This is a genomic window from Phenylobacterium sp. (assembly GCF_016124325.1).
In the GTDB taxonomy this organism is placed as follows: domain Bacteria; phylum Pseudomonadota; class Alphaproteobacteria; order Caulobacterales; family Caulobacteraceae; genus Phenylobacterium.
In genome coordinates, this window is the sequence record NZ_WGNY01000020.1 from 30,511 (window position 1) to 44,124 (window position 13,614).

14 protein-coding genes are annotated in these 13,614 nt (G+C 71.6%); 7 read left to right on the forward strand and 7 right to left on the reverse strand.

Features of this window, described 5'->3' with window-relative positions:
- Positions 1-87: 87 nt before the first annotated feature.
- Together GC203_RS12720 and traA are read right to left on the reverse strand one after the other, a co-directional pair.
- Positions 88-765 carry a DUF6118 family protein gene (locus GC203_RS12720; RefSeq protein ID WP_293454919.1) on the reverse strand — a complete coding sequence of 226 codons (678 nt, stop codon included), beginning with the start codon at positions 763-765 and terminating at the stop codon, positions 88-90.
- Complete coding sequence (gene traA / locus GC203_RS12725; RefSeq protein ID WP_293454921.1) at positions 762-3,371, reverse strand: Ti-type conjugative transfer relaxase TraA; 2,610 nt, start codon at positions 3,369-3,371, stop codon at positions 762-764. Before traA ends, GC203_RS12720 begins: the two co-directional genes overlap by 4 nt.
- A 157-nt stretch (positions 3,372-3,528) precedes the next feature.
- On the opposite strand from traA, the gene traD reads away from it, so the two are divergent.
- The 3 genes from traD to GC203_RS12740 are packed head-to-tail and all read left to right on the forward strand — an operon-like array spanning position 3,529 to position 5,679.
- A complete protein-coding gene (traD, locus tag GC203_RS12730) occupies positions 3,529-3,828 on the forward strand; it encodes a conjugal transfer protein TraD (protein ID WP_293454923.1) in 300 nt (99 codons plus the stop codon).
- A 37-nt stretch (positions 3,829-3,865) separates the two neighbouring features.
- Positions 3,866-4,084, forward strand: a complete 219-nt coding sequence (locus GC203_RS12735; RefSeq protein WP_293454925.1) for a conjugal transfer protein TraD — start codon at positions 3,866-3,868, stop codon at positions 4,082-4,084.
- Positions 4,081-5,679: a type IV secretory system conjugative DNA transfer family protein gene (locus tag GC203_RS12740; protein WP_293454927.1), complete on the forward strand. Its 1,599-nt coding sequence runs from the start codon at positions 4,081-4,083 to the stop codon at positions 5,677-5,679. The genes GC203_RS12735 and GC203_RS12740 overlap by 4 nt, the downstream gene beginning before the upstream one ends.
- Positions 5,680-5,689: 10 nt before the next feature.
- Here GC203_RS12740 and GC203_RS12745 read toward each other — a convergent pair whose 3' ends face one another.
- A complete protein-coding gene (locus GC203_RS12745) occupies positions 5,690-6,328 on the reverse strand; it encodes a hypothetical protein (protein ID WP_293454929.1) in 639 nt (212 codons plus the stop codon).
- Between the two features lie 170 nt (positions 6,329-6,498).
- Complete coding sequence (locus GC203_RS12750; protein ID WP_366501788.1) at positions 6,499-6,786, reverse strand: helix-turn-helix transcriptional regulator; 288 nt, start codon at positions 6,784-6,786, stop codon at positions 6,499-6,501.
- A 66-nt stretch (positions 6,787-6,852) separates the two neighbouring features.
- Here GC203_RS12750 and GC203_RS12755 point away from each other — a divergent pair, with 66 nt between their 5' ends.
- From GC203_RS12755 to GC203_RS12765, 3 genes are read left to right on the forward strand one after another with little or no spacing between them, the layout of a single operon-like run.
- A complete protein-coding gene (locus tag GC203_RS12755) occupies positions 6,853-7,323 on the forward strand; it encodes a hypothetical protein (protein WP_293454931.1) in 471 nt (156 codons plus the stop codon).
- 17 nt (positions 7,324-7,340) lie between these two features.
- Positions 7,341-7,745 (forward strand): helix-turn-helix transcriptional regulator, encoded by a 405-nt coding sequence (locus GC203_RS12760; protein WP_293454933.1) that lies wholly within the window; start codon positions 7,341-7,343, stop codon positions 7,743-7,745.
- Positions 7,742-8,197, forward strand: a complete 456-nt coding sequence (locus GC203_RS12765; RefSeq protein WP_293454936.1) for a hypothetical protein — start codon at positions 7,742-7,744, stop codon at positions 8,195-8,197. The genes GC203_RS12760 and GC203_RS12765 overlap by 4 nt, the downstream gene beginning before the upstream one ends.
- Before the next feature lie 67 nt (positions 8,198-8,264).
- Here the strand turns inward: GC203_RS12765 and GC203_RS12770 are convergent, their stop codons facing one another.
- The 3 genes from GC203_RS12770 to GC203_RS12780 form a co-directional block, all read right to left on the reverse strand.
- Positions 8,265-9,173: a zincin-like metallopeptidase domain-containing protein gene (locus GC203_RS12770; RefSeq protein ID WP_293454939.1), complete on the reverse strand. Its 909-nt coding sequence runs from the start codon at positions 9,171-9,173 to the stop codon at positions 8,265-8,267.
- Between the two features lie 75 nt (positions 9,174-9,248).
- Complete coding sequence (locus GC203_RS12775) at positions 9,249-9,563, reverse strand: DUF736 domain-containing protein (RefSeq protein ID WP_293454942.1); 315 nt, start codon at positions 9,561-9,563, stop codon at positions 9,249-9,251.
- A gap of 396 nt (positions 9,564-9,959) precedes the next feature.
- Positions 9,960-11,939 (reverse strand): ParB/Srx family N-terminal domain-containing protein, encoded by a 1,980-nt coding sequence (locus GC203_RS12780; RefSeq protein WP_293454945.1) that lies wholly within the window; start codon positions 11,937-11,939, stop codon positions 9,960-9,962.
- A 515-nt stretch (positions 11,940-12,454) separates the two neighbouring features.
- Here GC203_RS12780 and GC203_RS12785 point away from each other — a divergent pair.
- Entirely contained in the window at positions 12,455-13,576 is a 1,122-nt protein-coding gene (locus GC203_RS12785; RefSeq protein ID WP_293454947.1) for an IS110 family transposase, read from the forward strand.
- Positions 13,577-13,614: the final 38 nt, after the last annotated feature.

Below are 13,614 nucleotides of genomic sequence, written 5' to 3' on the forward strand. Positions count from 1 at the left end.
CCTCAAGAACTCACCACGAACAAACGCAACCCTCAGACGACAAGATTTGGCGGATGATCCGCCGGAGATCGGCGGAGAACCCGCCAATTATTGGCGCGTAAGCTTGACCTGGCAGGTCCTGCTCCGGCCCGTCGGCGTGCGGGAGATGCAGTCGCGCAGCGCCCTGACCTGCTCGGTGGGCAAGCGGCGGGCGACCGCAACCGCCTCCCAGCCATCGGGATCGCCGCGCCGTAGCAATTTCTCACCGGCTTCGGTCATCGGCAGGTCCAGGGTGGCGGCGGCCAGTCGCTCCGGGACACTCCAGCGGGCCGGGAGCAGCCTCGCCACCGGACCGAGGCAAAGGCTCAGGAGCACCACGCCCGCCAGTGCGCCGCCGCCGAAGGCGCCGGCCGTCCTCCACCAGGATCGGGACCTCGCCAGATCAGACTGGCGGACCCTGCCCAGGGCATCAGCCGCTTGCTGGAGCGTCGCGCGCTCGCGCTCCAACTCCGCAACCGGTCGAGCCAGAACCTTCGCCGCGGCGATCTGGAACAGCGATCCGAGTTGTTCCGACGCCAGCGCCAGGAGAGGCCGCTCGCTGATCGCGACCACCTGCGCGCCCACCTCAGCCACCGCCTCAGTGAGCTCTGCCAGCGTCGGGCTGTAGTCCGCCGGCGCCGCGCCGACGTCCGCCGCCAAGCCCTCGACGGCGCGCCGGAGCAGCGCCACCTCGCTTCGCAGGCGCTCGAAGGCGTCGGCCGCCGCGTCATCGGGCTGCAGGCTCATCGCTCCAGCCCGCGATCTTGGCCTGGCGCGCGGTCGATCTCCTGCGATCGCGGCAGGTCCCGCTGTGGCGGCTCACGCATGGCGGCGCGTAGCAGGGCTTCCGGCCGCCCTCGCGCCGCCGAAGCGGCCAGCGTCGGATCGCGCTCTAGCTCGCCAGCGACCCTCGCCGCCAGACCCGGGCTCGCGCGGTCCAGGGCGCCGGCCGCGCGGTCGAGCGCGAGACGCTGGTGCGCCAGGGGTTCGTGTCCGGCGGCCTGCATGCGGGCGCCGTCCTGCCAGGCGCGGGCGAGGGCCTGAACCCGCGCCAACTCGTCCTGCCGGGCGTCCTGGCCGATGCGCCCGCCCGACTGCGCCGGCCGGAAGGCATCGAAGACACCCGCGGCCGCGGGGCCGAGCCCACGGCGTTCTGCGAACTGAGCCGGATAGTCCAGGGTGGAGTCCTTGGCGCGCTCGCGAGACAAAGCCCGCCCCAGTGCGGCCTCGTCGGCGAAGGTCTGGCGGTCGTAGTGCAGCGTGACGCCCTGGCGGTGGCGGGAGAGCGCGACATAGGTCGCGTGCCGGTCCATGTACGCGCCGGCGAGCACATGCGCCCGGTCGACCGTCACGCCCTGCGACTTGTGGATCGTGGTGGCATAGCCGTGGTCGAGATCGGTGTAGGCCTTCTGATCGAACGCGACCCGCCGGCCGTCGTCCAGGCGCACGCCCAGGCGCGTGTCGCCAAGTTGCTCCACCGTCCCGAGCGTGCCGTTCTTCACCCCGAGCTCGCGCTCATTACGCAGGAAGACGATCCGCTCGCCCTCGGCGAACAGCCGCGCGCCCCGGATCGTCTCCACCCGATGATCTTGTCCAAGCGCGCCGGCCGCCTGCATGCGCTCTCGCGCCAGGCCGTTGAGGGCCGCGACGTCATCGCGGGTGTAGGCCAGCATCACTTGTGAGGACCCGGGCGCCGCCTGCTTGGCGTCCCACCAGCCCGCGACCACCGCCTCCCGCGCCGCTGCAGGATCGTCGTGCCCCCGCACGGCGCCCGCGGCCGAATAGGCGGAGAGCGCCTGCACGGTCCGGCCCGTCGCCAGTTGCCGGGTCGAGTCCCGCTGCCAGTCGACCTGCTGGCGTCGCACCTCGGTGAGCTCATAGGCGCCGTGACGCTCGGCGAGCGCCCGGAACGCGGCCCCCGCCTCGATGGCCTGCAGCTGCTCCGCGTCCCCGACCATCACCACCTTCGCGCCGGCCGCCTGCGCTTGCGCCATGACCCGGCCCAGCTGCCGCGAGCCCACGAGGCCGGCCTCGTCGACCACGAGCACGTCGCGGGGCCCGAGCGTCTCGCGGTCGCGCGCCCATGCGTGTTCGAGGCTGGCGAGGGTGCGGGACGGGATGCCGGAACCGCCTTCGAGGCTCTCAGCGGCCATCCCCGACAGCGCGGCGCCGCGTACCCGATAGCCCTGAGCCTCCCAGGCGTCGCGTGCGACTCCCAGCAGGGCGCTCTTGCCCGTGCCGGCGTAGCCCACCAGCAGCGCGAGGTCGCCACAACGCGTGACATGATCCACGGCGTCGCGCTGCGCGACGGAGAGGTCGAGACCGTGCTCGGACGAACGCGCCAGGGCCGCGACCCTGTCGCGTCCGCCGACCGCGTGACCCGGCCGGGCGGCCATAGCGTCGGCGTCCTGTTTTAGGCGGCGCTCCACGCGCAACATCTCGCGGCTGGTGAAGCGCTCGCGACCGTTGCCGTCGCGCCCCAGCCGCACCGTCTCGCCGCTCGCGCGGACCTTGGCGAGCGCGGCGTCGAACTGCTCGCGCCCGTCCGTGTGCCGGTGGAGGAATCGCGCCAGGCCGTGGTCCGTGAACGTGGCCTGCTGGTGCGTGATGGCGGACAGCGCGATCTCAGGCTCGGCGAGGATCCGCTCGCCGTTGCGTCGCGCGATCGCGCGGTGATCTTCCGCGCGCTCCGCCGCCTCGCCATGGATCTCGCGCCGCGCGCCGGACGCGCCGATCTTGTTCTGCGGCTCCAGGTCGATGCCCTGGTCCTTGAGCGCGCGGGCGTCGATGCGGGCTTCGATGCCGAGTTCGGCAAGCCGGCGGTTCGCATGCTCCGCCCAGGCCTCCCGCCAGCCTACGAGCCTGTCAGTCGCATTCCAGTCGCGGACCTTGCCGCCGAATCCCTCAGGCCCTGCCGCCCGCAGGGCGAGCATCACGTGCGCGTGCGGCTTCGCCTCACCATCGGCGCCCACGTCCCAGTGGACATTGAGGTCGGCGAGCATGCCCTTGTCGACGAATTCTCGCTGCACGAAGGACCGCGCCAGCGCGACGCCGTCCCGCTGCGAGAGCTCCCGCGGGATCGCGAACTCCACCTCGCGCGCGAGCTGGGCGTCCTTGCGGACCTCGCGCGCCTCCACCTCGTTCCAGAGCGTCTCGCGATCGCGCCATCGCTCGGGCGCGCCCTCAGGCAGCATGACTTCGGAATGGACGACGCCGGTCTTGGCGGAAAAGTCGTGCGCGCGATCGAGGCGTTCGTCGTGCAGCCGTGAGGCGGACCGATAGGCGGCAGCCGCGACGGCCGACGAGCCCTTGGCCCGCGAGATCACCTTCGCTGAGAAGTGATAGATCGCCATGCGATCCCTCCCGCCCAAGCACGTCGCGTCAGCGACGTATAAGCGCGCACTCAGACCTTCGGCCGTGAGTGACGGGCGCGCCATGCGTAAGCTTACCCATAGCACGCCGGTCATCGGCCGCGCAGGGTTCGCGCTCCGATCCTCGGAGGCCATCGTCATGAAGAAGCCGCGCGATCTCGACGCCGAACTCCAGGCCCTGCAGCGGCGCGCCAAGGCGCTGAAGGGCCGGCGGGTGACGCAGTTCGGAGAGCTGGTCATCGCCACAGGCGCCGACAAGCTCGATTTGGACGTCCTGGCCGGCGCGCTGCTAGCGGCGGGCAAGGCGGACGCAGGCACACGCGAGGGGTGGCGCAGCAAGGGCGCCGCGTTCTTTCAAGGACAGGCCCGGCCTTCATCGAAGCCTGCAGCAAATGGCGAGCGCCGGGCGCCGGATGACGGCGGCGCTCCGCCGCATTGAGGCCGCGCGGGCAAGGTCGGACACGAGGGCTTGGGTCGTGGAACGCCGCGAACGCACGCGCCACCTGATCGAGCTGGGCGGCTTGGTGGCCAAGGCCGGCCTCGTCGATCTCACGCATGACGATCGCGCCGCCCTCTACGGCGCCTTCCTAGACCTCGCCGAGCGCTTACAGGCGCCCGATGGCGACGGCGCGCGGCTGCTCTGGCGGCGACGCGGCCAGCGTGCCTTCGCGGCGGAAGCGGAGCCCATGCCGTGAGGCTCGCGTTCGGCGCGATATGGCCGACGCTGGTGGGCGCCTTCTGGGGCAACGTCTGCGCCGGCTTGCCCTTCCTGATCGTCCGCGACCACTTCGGCCTGCCCGACCTGCTGGCGGAGTGGATCATCCCACTGGCCGGGACCGCGGCCGGCGGCGCGCTCGGCTTCCTGCAGTGGAAGGCCCGCTATGGATATGCCGGGCCGACCACGAGCCACGGCAGCGCACAATTCGGCGACGACCGCCGCGCCCGCGGCGCGCTCGGCGGGCCGGACGGGCTGATCATCGGCCGGGCGACGGACGGCTGGTTGATGCGCTACGACGGGCCGGGTCACCTACTGACCTTCGCGCCGACCCGCTCGGGCAAGGGCGTCGGGGTCGTGCTGCCCAATCTGCTGCTCGCCGACCGCGCGGTCCTGTGCGTCGATCCCAAGGGCGAAAACGCGCGGATCGCCGCCCGCGCGAGGGGTCGCTACGGCCCCGTTCACGTCCTCGATCCGTTCGGCGTCTCGGGACGCCCGGCGGCCGCCTATAATCCGCTCGCGGCGCTGGACCCGTTCGGCGCGGACCTGCCGGAGGACGCCGCCCTGATCGCCGAGGCCCTGGTCTACGATCCGCCGGAGCAGGTGAGCGAGGCGCATTGGAACGAGGAGGCCAAGGCGCTGATCGCCGGCGTCATCCTGCACGTGGTCACGCATCCCCCGGCCGAGGGCGCCACCCTCGCCGCGGTGCGCGACCTGCTCACCTCTGCGCCGGCGCGCTTCGCCGCGACGCTGAAGGCCATGCAGGCGAGCCCGGCGGCCGACGGGCTGGTCGCGCGCGCCGCCAACCGCCATCTCGGCAAGGCCGACCGGGAGGCCGCCGGCGTCCTGTCGGCAGCCCAGCGCCACACCCACTTCCTCGACAGCGGCCGGATCAACAACAGCCTCGCCCGGGCCGACTTCGCGTTCGAAGACCTCCGCGACCGGCGCGCCACCGTCTTCCTGGTCCTGCCGCCCGAACGGCTCGGCGCCTATGCGCGCTGGCTGCGCCTGCTGGTCGCCCAGGCGCTGCATGCGCTCGCGCGCCAGCCGCGCGGCGGCGCCCACGACAACCGCGCGCCGATCCTCTTCCTGCTGGACGAGTTCGCGACGCTCGGCCGCCTCGAACCGCTCGTCCAGGCCTACGGGCTGATGGCCGGCTACGGCGTCCAGCTCTGGGCCATCCTGCAGGACCTCCACCAGTTGAAGGCGCTCTATGGCGAGCGTCACGGGACCTTCCTCGCCAACGCCGCCGTCACCCAGATCTTCGACGTGGCGGATTTCGACACCGCCCAATGGGTCTCGCGCACCTTGGGCGTCATGACCGAGACCTTCATCGCGCAGGGCACGTCGGCGAATACGGGCTCCTCGTCGTCGATGCAGGGCGGCTCAACCTCCTCAGGTCAAGGCGAGTCCTGGAGCGAACAGCGGGTGCGCCGTGATCTGCTGACCCCGGACGAGGTCATGCGACTGGCCGACCATCTGATGCTGGTGCTGCGCCCCGGCCGCGATCCGCTCATCGCCGGCAAGGTCCGCCACTACGCCGATCGCGAATTCGTCGGGACGTTCGACCCCTGACGACCGGGGCTCATTCGCCGGCCGCCGCCGGCTCAGCCTGCGCGGGCGGCAGCTTGCCCACCAGGTCCTGCACGAAAACCATGCAGCCCTGGGCGATGGTCATGACGTCGGCCGGCATGAGCTCAATGCGCTGCCCCGCCATGAACGACATCTGCCAAATGCCCGGCCGGATCACGATCCGCGACTCCTTCTCTAGCATCATCGGACCCTCGATCTGCTGCGGCGGATCGAGTTCGATCGCCCAGATTTCATAGCGCGGCATCCGAAGCGTCATACGGTCGCCGCCTTCGTTCAGATGGCGCGGCAGGACCACGCCGTCCTGATGTTCCAAGCAGCTGCGGGCGCGCTGCAGGTAGAGATAGGCGCCGCCGAATTCGAAGGGGCGCGTGAGACCCGCGTTCACATCCTCCAGCAACTGCGGGAAGTTCCGGCCATTGGCGCGCCGCTCCTCGGCCGCCAAGCCGGTGTTGAAGTCGGCCACGGTGATCTGCTTCCCGCCTTGGCCGAAGGCCCAGACGTACTTCGCCGCCTCCTCCAGCGCGCCGCGAACCCCGCGCGCCAGTTCCTGCAGCGCCTTGGCGACGAGCCATTGCCGGAAGTGCTGCCGGATGGCTTCGACGTCCGCGTGCGGCGGGTGTCCGATCCGCACGAACGCCCCCTCGACCTGCGGCGGGCGAGGTCCGCGCCCGCAACGGCGGTCAGGGCGATGGGCAGCAGCTGGGCGCAGATCGTGATGGCCCGCTGGGCCGGCGCCGCGACGCTGTCGCGATTGAGATTGATCTGGAGGACCAGCGGCTCGGACACGGCGGGCCCGCGGGCTCAGGGACCCGGCGGGCGGCGCAGCCGCACGGTCGCCTCGCCGACCTCGTCGGCCGGCAGGAACACCACGCCGCGCTGCTCGAAGACGTCCTGCAGCCGCGACAGGTTCGCAGCATGCACCCCGCCCCGGCCAAGTTCGAAGCGGGTGATGGTGTTGGGTGCCAAGCCAGTCGCCGCGCCGAGGTCGCGCAGGCTGAGGCCAAGGGCCGCGCGCGCCAGCCGAGCTTGTAGAGGCGTGATCAGCGGCGAGCTCAGAACGGACCCTTCTTGACAAACTTGCGCAAACAGCGCGAATTAGCGACGTTTACGCAACTTCTGACCGCGACGCCCAGCACGCCGCCGGAGCGACGATACATGCCCGATTCCAAACCTGCGATCACCCATGCGCCGAGCCGCCGCCGCTTGCTGCAGATCGGCGGCGCCGCCGGCCTTCCGCTGCCCGCCCTGGCCGGGGCCGCCGACCCCGGCCAGGTCGTCGCCGAGCAGTATTGCGCGCTGGAGCGGGAGCAACGCCGGCTCCTGCTCGCCTGGTCCGATCTCGAGAGCTGGCTCTTCAAGCACCGCAACTGGCCACGCCTGACCAAGGCGCAGCAGGCGGCCGTGCCGGAGGCCGCCCAGTTCCGGGTGATCGAGGACCAGCTCGACGTCATCGACGGCCAGTACGATGTGCTGCTGCCGCTCCTCAAGACGACCCCGGCCTGCACACGCGACGGCGTCTTCGCCCGGCTGGACGCCCTGTTGTGGTTGCTCGATCCGCACGACAATGAGGACGCCCATCCGTTGCTGCGGAGCTGTCAGGCCGACCTCAGGCGCCTGTGGCGCTAGGCGAGAGGAGGACGCCCATGTCGCATCATCCCGGCTCCGCCCCCGATCCCATCGACATCGCCGTCGGTGCCCGCATCCGACTGGCCCGCAAGACCCGAGGTCTGTCGCAGGAGGCCCTGGCGTCGGCGGGCGGCATTACCTTCCAGCAAATCCAGAAGTACGAGCGCGGCGCCAACCGCGTGAGCGCCTCCATGCTGGTGAAGATCGCCCGCACCCTGGACACGCCTGTGGCCGAGCTGTTCGGCGTCAACGATCAAGCGCGCGGGGTGACCGACGAGGTCGCGACCTTGTTGGGCGAGCCCGGCGCGCTCGACCTGCTGCGGGCCTATGCCCGCCTGCCGCGTCCCAGCCGGCCGGCCTTCGTGAGTTTCCTCAGCCTCCTCGGCGAGGCGGGGCCGGACGAGCCGGAAGCGCCGTCATGACCGCGATCTCCTGGATGACCCGCCGGGGGCGGCGCTACCTCGACCGGGCGCGGGCCTATGGCCGGGCGGCGGCGGCGCTGGCGGAGGTCGGCATGGTCGAGGACGTCCGCCCGCCCTTCTTCATGCTGATCGCCCACGCCATGGAGCTTGGGCTCAAGGCGGTGATCGCGGGCGGTGCCGTGGACGACGAACGGCTGATCATCATCGGCCACGACCTGCCGCTCTGCCTGCGGCTGGCCGGCGACCGTGGACTCGACCTCGAACCGGCGGGCACCGAGATCGAAGCGGTGCTCAGCGCGCTGGCGATGCCGCATCTCGCCCAGACCCTGCGCTATCCGGCCTATCTGTCGTGGCCGCTGCCCGACCCGCAGAACGCCCTCAATGCGCTGGACGGGCTCTTGGCGCGTGTCGCCGACGCCCTCGACACCCCGCCTCGCCCGACCTTGAATTAAGGGCGCCGGCGCCGCGCCCTTGGCGGGGGAGGGGTCGGCCGGCCCGAGGCCGGCCGACCCCTGACGGCTAGCCGGGCTGCCGCGCCCGCAGGAAGTCGGCGGCGCGCTGCGCATGGGCGGCGGCGGTAAAGATGAACCGGCGGTCGTCCTTCAGCACCTCCAACCAGCTTGCGATGTAGCTGGCGTGGTCCGAGCGGGGCGTGAGCTCCAGCCCGAGGTCGGCGCATAGGAACGCCGCGCCGAGTTCGGCGACCAGCTCTTCGCGGGCGTAGCCCTCGTCGCCCCAGCGCTTGCGGCCGAAGTCGCGGTCGAGGCGCGTGGGGTGCCGCGTCCAGTGCGTCGTCTCATGGGCGAGTGTGGCGTAGTAGGCTTCCGGGTCGGCGAAACACTCGAACGGCGGCATCCGCACGTAGTCCGGTCCCACCGCGTAATAGGCGCGATCGCCGCCATGGCGCACCTCGGTGCCCGTCGCGGCGAAGAAGGCCTCCGCATGGGCGATGCGCTGGACGGCGTCCAGCCGGGGTTCGGCAACCGCGTGGAAATGGGCCGGCAGGCCGTCGACCTGTTCGACGTTGAAGACGGTGTAGGCCTTGAGGAACGGGATGGCGCGCTCGACATCTTGGCCGTCGTCGCCGGTCTCGGTGCGGCTGAAGGTGTTGGCGTAGACCACGGTCGCCCCGTGCTCGCCCTTGCGGACATGGCCGCCCAGCGCGAGCGCCTGGCGGAAGGTGATCCAGATCGGGGCCGCATAGCCCTGGGCGACGGCTTCCGCCCACAACAGCAGGACGTTGATGCCGCTGTAGGCCTCGCCGGTCGCGCGAAGCGGGCGGCTTATCCGGCCGGCAAGGTGCTCGGCCGACCAGGGCTTGATCCAGGGCCGGACGCCGGCCTCCAGTTCGGCGACGATGGCGTCGGTGACCCGGGTGTAGAGGTCGGGCTTGGGGTGCGGGCGTGAGGTCTCGACAAGGCGCGTCATGGCGGCCTCCTGTCGTTCGGGGTTGTTGGGGAAGGAGTCGCCCCGCCGATGACGGCGGGGCGCGTGGCGCGGGGGTCAGTTCGAGCTGGCGCTGCTGCGCGACCAGATCAGGCTGTAGCCCTCGTCGGCGTCGACGAGGCTGGCGTAGATCGGGGCCGGGAAGCTCGGGTCGTCCAGCTTGACCGAGAGGTAGTCCCGGTTGTCGCGCGAGGTCTTCTTCCAGGCCGCGCCGAACTCGGTCTTGCCGGCGAAGATGCGGAAGTCGGGAGCCTTGTCGTTGTCCGTCTCGACCGGACGGAAGGTGGCCGACTTGACGTCGAGGGTCAGGGTTTTGATCGCGCCGTTGTAGTGGCCGGCGTCGTCCTTGCTGAAGGTGCCGATGGTCGCCATGGGAAGTCTCCTAGAGGTCTGTCGGACCGCGCCCATCGCGGCCTCGATGGCGATCCCCAGGACGAGGGGCGACGGCCGCCGCAGCCGGCAGGCCCGAAGCGGAGCGGAGGATGGCGAAGCGCGACTTTCCTGCCTCGCGAGGAAGGCCGCAGGCCGGGGAGGAAAGTCAGCGCGCGCCGTTGCGGCGGACGGCGGGGCCGCGCCTCGCGGCCCGGACCCCTCGGACAGATCAGGCCAGAGCGGCGGCCATGGGCCGGTGCGACCCTCCGAAGACCTTCCTGGCGATCCCGCGCCGCCAAGCTCGCCCCCGGCCACGGCGCACGAAAGAAGGGCCGCACGCCTCGTCGGCGCACGGCCCCTGGAGTCGGATCGGAAGGGCCGCGACGCGGCCCCGCCTCACGCGGCTTCTGCGGTCAGGCTCGTGGTCTCAGCGGGCGCTTCCCCCTCGCCTGGAACCGGGATCGGCCCGCGCAGCAGGCTCGGCAACCAGCCCTTTCCGGCCAACAGCGCTTCGGCCTCGGACGCCATGTCGGGCTTCTTCAAGCCGCCGATCCGCTCGGCGGCCTCGGCCGACACGGCCTCGCGCACCGCCTCGCCGATGCGGGCCTTGGTGACCCGTCCCAGATAGCTCGCCTCGGTGGCCGACCAGTAGCCGCGCATGTCGAGGTCCACCGCCTCGGCCAGCCGATCCGCATGCGCCCAGGCGCCGGGCTTGCGGTCGTAGGGCGAGCGCACCGCATTGACCGTCAGGCTCGCGCAGTGCGCCAGCAGGTCCAGGAGGTCGCCGCCGGTCAGCGCCAGGACGGCCTCCCAGAGGTCGTCCGTCGCCTTGGGCAGGCGGCCCGCCCACGCCGCATGCCGCGCGTCGACGCTACGCCCGGCGCGGGTGTCATCGATGCCCGGCGCATGGCCGTCGAGGAACGCGGATGCGGCCTTGATCTCCAGGCACGTGGGCCGCTCGTAGGCGGGATAGAAGGCGGCCAGGGCCAGGGCGTGGACCACCGCCGAGAGCGCCACCGTGGCGTGGGCGGCCAGGGCGTCGCGCAGGGCCAGGGTACGGTGGGCCGTCAGGTCGAGCACCAGCCGTTCCGGCAACGGCGCGCTGGGGCTCCCCTCCGGCGCCTCGGCCTCCGGGGCGCGCGTCTCCGGCTCGCCCTCGGCGCGGGCCTCGGGGTCAGGCTCGGGCTCCGGCTCCAGCGACGGCATGTCCTCGGCGCGGATGAAGCCGCGTTCGAAGCGGGCCACGCCCTCGTGGCCGAGGATCACGAACACGCCGCCGCAAGCGATCTCCTCGGGATCGTAGGCGGTCCCGTCGCCGAAGGCCTCAAGCGCCGCGTCGATCTCCTTGAACCGCTCGGCCACCTCCGGCGGAAGGTCCTCGATCGCATCCCACTCGCTGACCAGGGCGTCGTATTCCTCGGAGAGCGCATCCATCTGCGCCTTGTCCGCGTCCGAGCGCGCCACAGGGTGCGGATAGACGCGGGCCAGCCCGAGCGACCGGGGATAGTCCAGATGTGGCTCGGCCCACTTCCAGCCCTCCTGGGCGCGAACCTCTTCGGCCAGGGCGGCCAGCTTCTCGGCGACCAGCCGGTCCAGCAGGGCCACGTCCTCGAACCAGCCGCCGCCGTCCTCGGTGAAGAGGTCGCGCAGGATGGTCCCGCCCGCCTCGCCATAGGCTTCGGCCCCGATGAACACCGCGCGCCGGTCGGTGGCCGACACCTTGGCCGCCGTCATGGTGCGGCGGATCAGGTAGGGCGGCCGATGCCCGCCCAACTGCTCCAGCACCTGGGCCTGCCGGGCGTGGTCCTCGCTCACCGCGAAGGCCATCATCTGGTCGAGGTTCAGCTCGCCCGACCGGTAGAGGTCCATCAGCGCCGGGTTGACGGCGCCCAGGCGCAGGCGCTGGCGCACCACCGCCGCCGACACCCCGAAACGGGCGCCGATCTCCTCGGCCGACAGGCCGCGCTCCTCGGCGAGCCGCCGGAAGGCGTCGAACTGGTCGGCCGGATGCAGGCCCGTGCGGGTGACGTTCTCGTCCAGGCTGATCTCGTGGGGGTCGTTGTTCAGGTCCACCACGCAACGCTCAGGCGCGGCCCTCTTGATCGTCTTGCGCTTGGCCAACAGCAGCAGCGCCTGCCGCCGTCCCTCGCCGATGGTCACGAAGTAGACGCCGGTCGGCGCGCCGTCCGCGTCCGTCTCCGGCTCCACCACCGGGGCCTGAAGCACGCCTTTCACGGCGATGCTGGCGGCCAGGGCCTCGATGTCGGCGGGGGCGTGCGGGGTCCGCCGCGCATTGCGCGGCGAGGCCTTCAGCTTGTTCAGCGGCACGTCGATGACGTCGCCGTCTTGAGGGATGATCTGAGCTTGGTCGGTCATGGTCCTGCTCCTTGGGGCATGGCTGTCAGGCGCAAGGCGCGCCTGCAGCCTTGCCCGTCGGCGAGACCGGGGGTGCAAGCGGAGGGGCGGCTTCGCGGGGAACCGGCTGCAGGGCTTGAGGCCCTGCAGACCTGGCCGGTCCTGCCCAGCCCGAAGCTGGGCGGAAGCCGCTCCGAAGCACGCCGGGGGCGGAGCCCCAAGCCCCCGACGCGCGCCCGCGCGTCGTTCAAAGGAGAAGGCTGCAAGGAGCCTGCGCGACCGCCGAAGGCGAGCCGCTGCACGGCGGGACGCGCCGTCGAGCGGCTGGCGGCGCGAAGCGCCCGAAGGGGCGGTCCCGTAGGAGCCGCGGGCCCCGCGGCGGGACCGAGCCCGCCCGCCGGCCGCTCTCCGAACCGGGGGCGTTGCGGGGGCTCCCCCCGCTGACCTGATGTCCACGGGCATGCGCGGTCGCATCGCTGTGCGACCGTCTGGGCGGCGCCGGCGCGGCCGGCGCGAGCCCGGACAGGAGGGGATCAGTGGATCAGGAAGTCATCTTTGTAGGCTTGGACGTTCATAAGGCGACGATCGCCGTGGCGCTGGCGCCGGAGGGCCGTTCCAACGAGATCAGGTTCCAGGGTTCCGTGCCGCATCGGCCGGGCACCATGGCCGATCTGGGCCGGCGGCTGCAAGGCAAGCACCCAGGCGCCAGGCTGACATTCTGCTACGAGGCGGGCTCGTGCGGCTACGGCCTGGCGCGCGAGCTCACCGACGCCGGCTACGAGTGCCTGGTGATCGCGCCGTCGCTGATTCCGACGCGGCCAGGCGACCACATCAAGACCGACAAGCGCGACGCGACCACGTTGGCGAAGATGCATCGCGCCGGGGAGCTGACGACTGTGTGGGTGCCGGACGCGAGCCACGAGGCTGTCCGGGATCTCGTCCGCGCGAGGGAAGCGGCCATGTACTGGCGCAACCGCGCCCGCCAAGCGCTTTCCAGCTTCCTGCTGCGGCAAGGCTACCGATACGGCGGCCGAAGCGCCTGGACCGTGTCGTACTGGCGGTGGCTGGCGACCCTCGAACTCGAGCATCCAGCCCAGCAACTCGCGATGCAGGAGTACATCCTGGCGATCCAGGAAGCCGACGCGCGGCACGATCGCCTGGTGAAGCAGATCGAGGCGATCATCCCGACCTGGTCGATGGCGCCGCTGGTGATCGCCCTGCAGGCGATGCGCGGCGTCGCGATGATCACGGCCGCCACCATCGTGGCGGAGATCGGCGACCTCGCGCGCTTCACCACCCCGCGCAAGCTGATGGCCTACCTCGGCCTGGTGCCGGCCGAGCACTCCAGCGGCGCGAAGGTCCGCCGGCGCGGCATCACCAAGGCCGGCAACCCGCGGGCCCGACGCTTGCTGGTCGAGAGCGCCTGGACCTACGCCAAGTCTCCACGCGTCAGCCAGGAGATTCAGCGGCGGCAGGAAGGCGTCGAGCTGGAGATCGTGAAGATCGCCTGGAAGGCGCAGCTGCGGCTGCACGACCGCTACCGCCGGCTGGCGGCGACGGGCAAGCCGAAGAACGTGGTGATCACCGCCATCGCGCGCGAGCTGGTGGGCTTCATCTGGGCCATCGGCCAGCGCGTCGCCGCGCCGGCGGTCGCCTGACGACAGGTCCAACACGCGTCCATACGCAGTATCGGGGG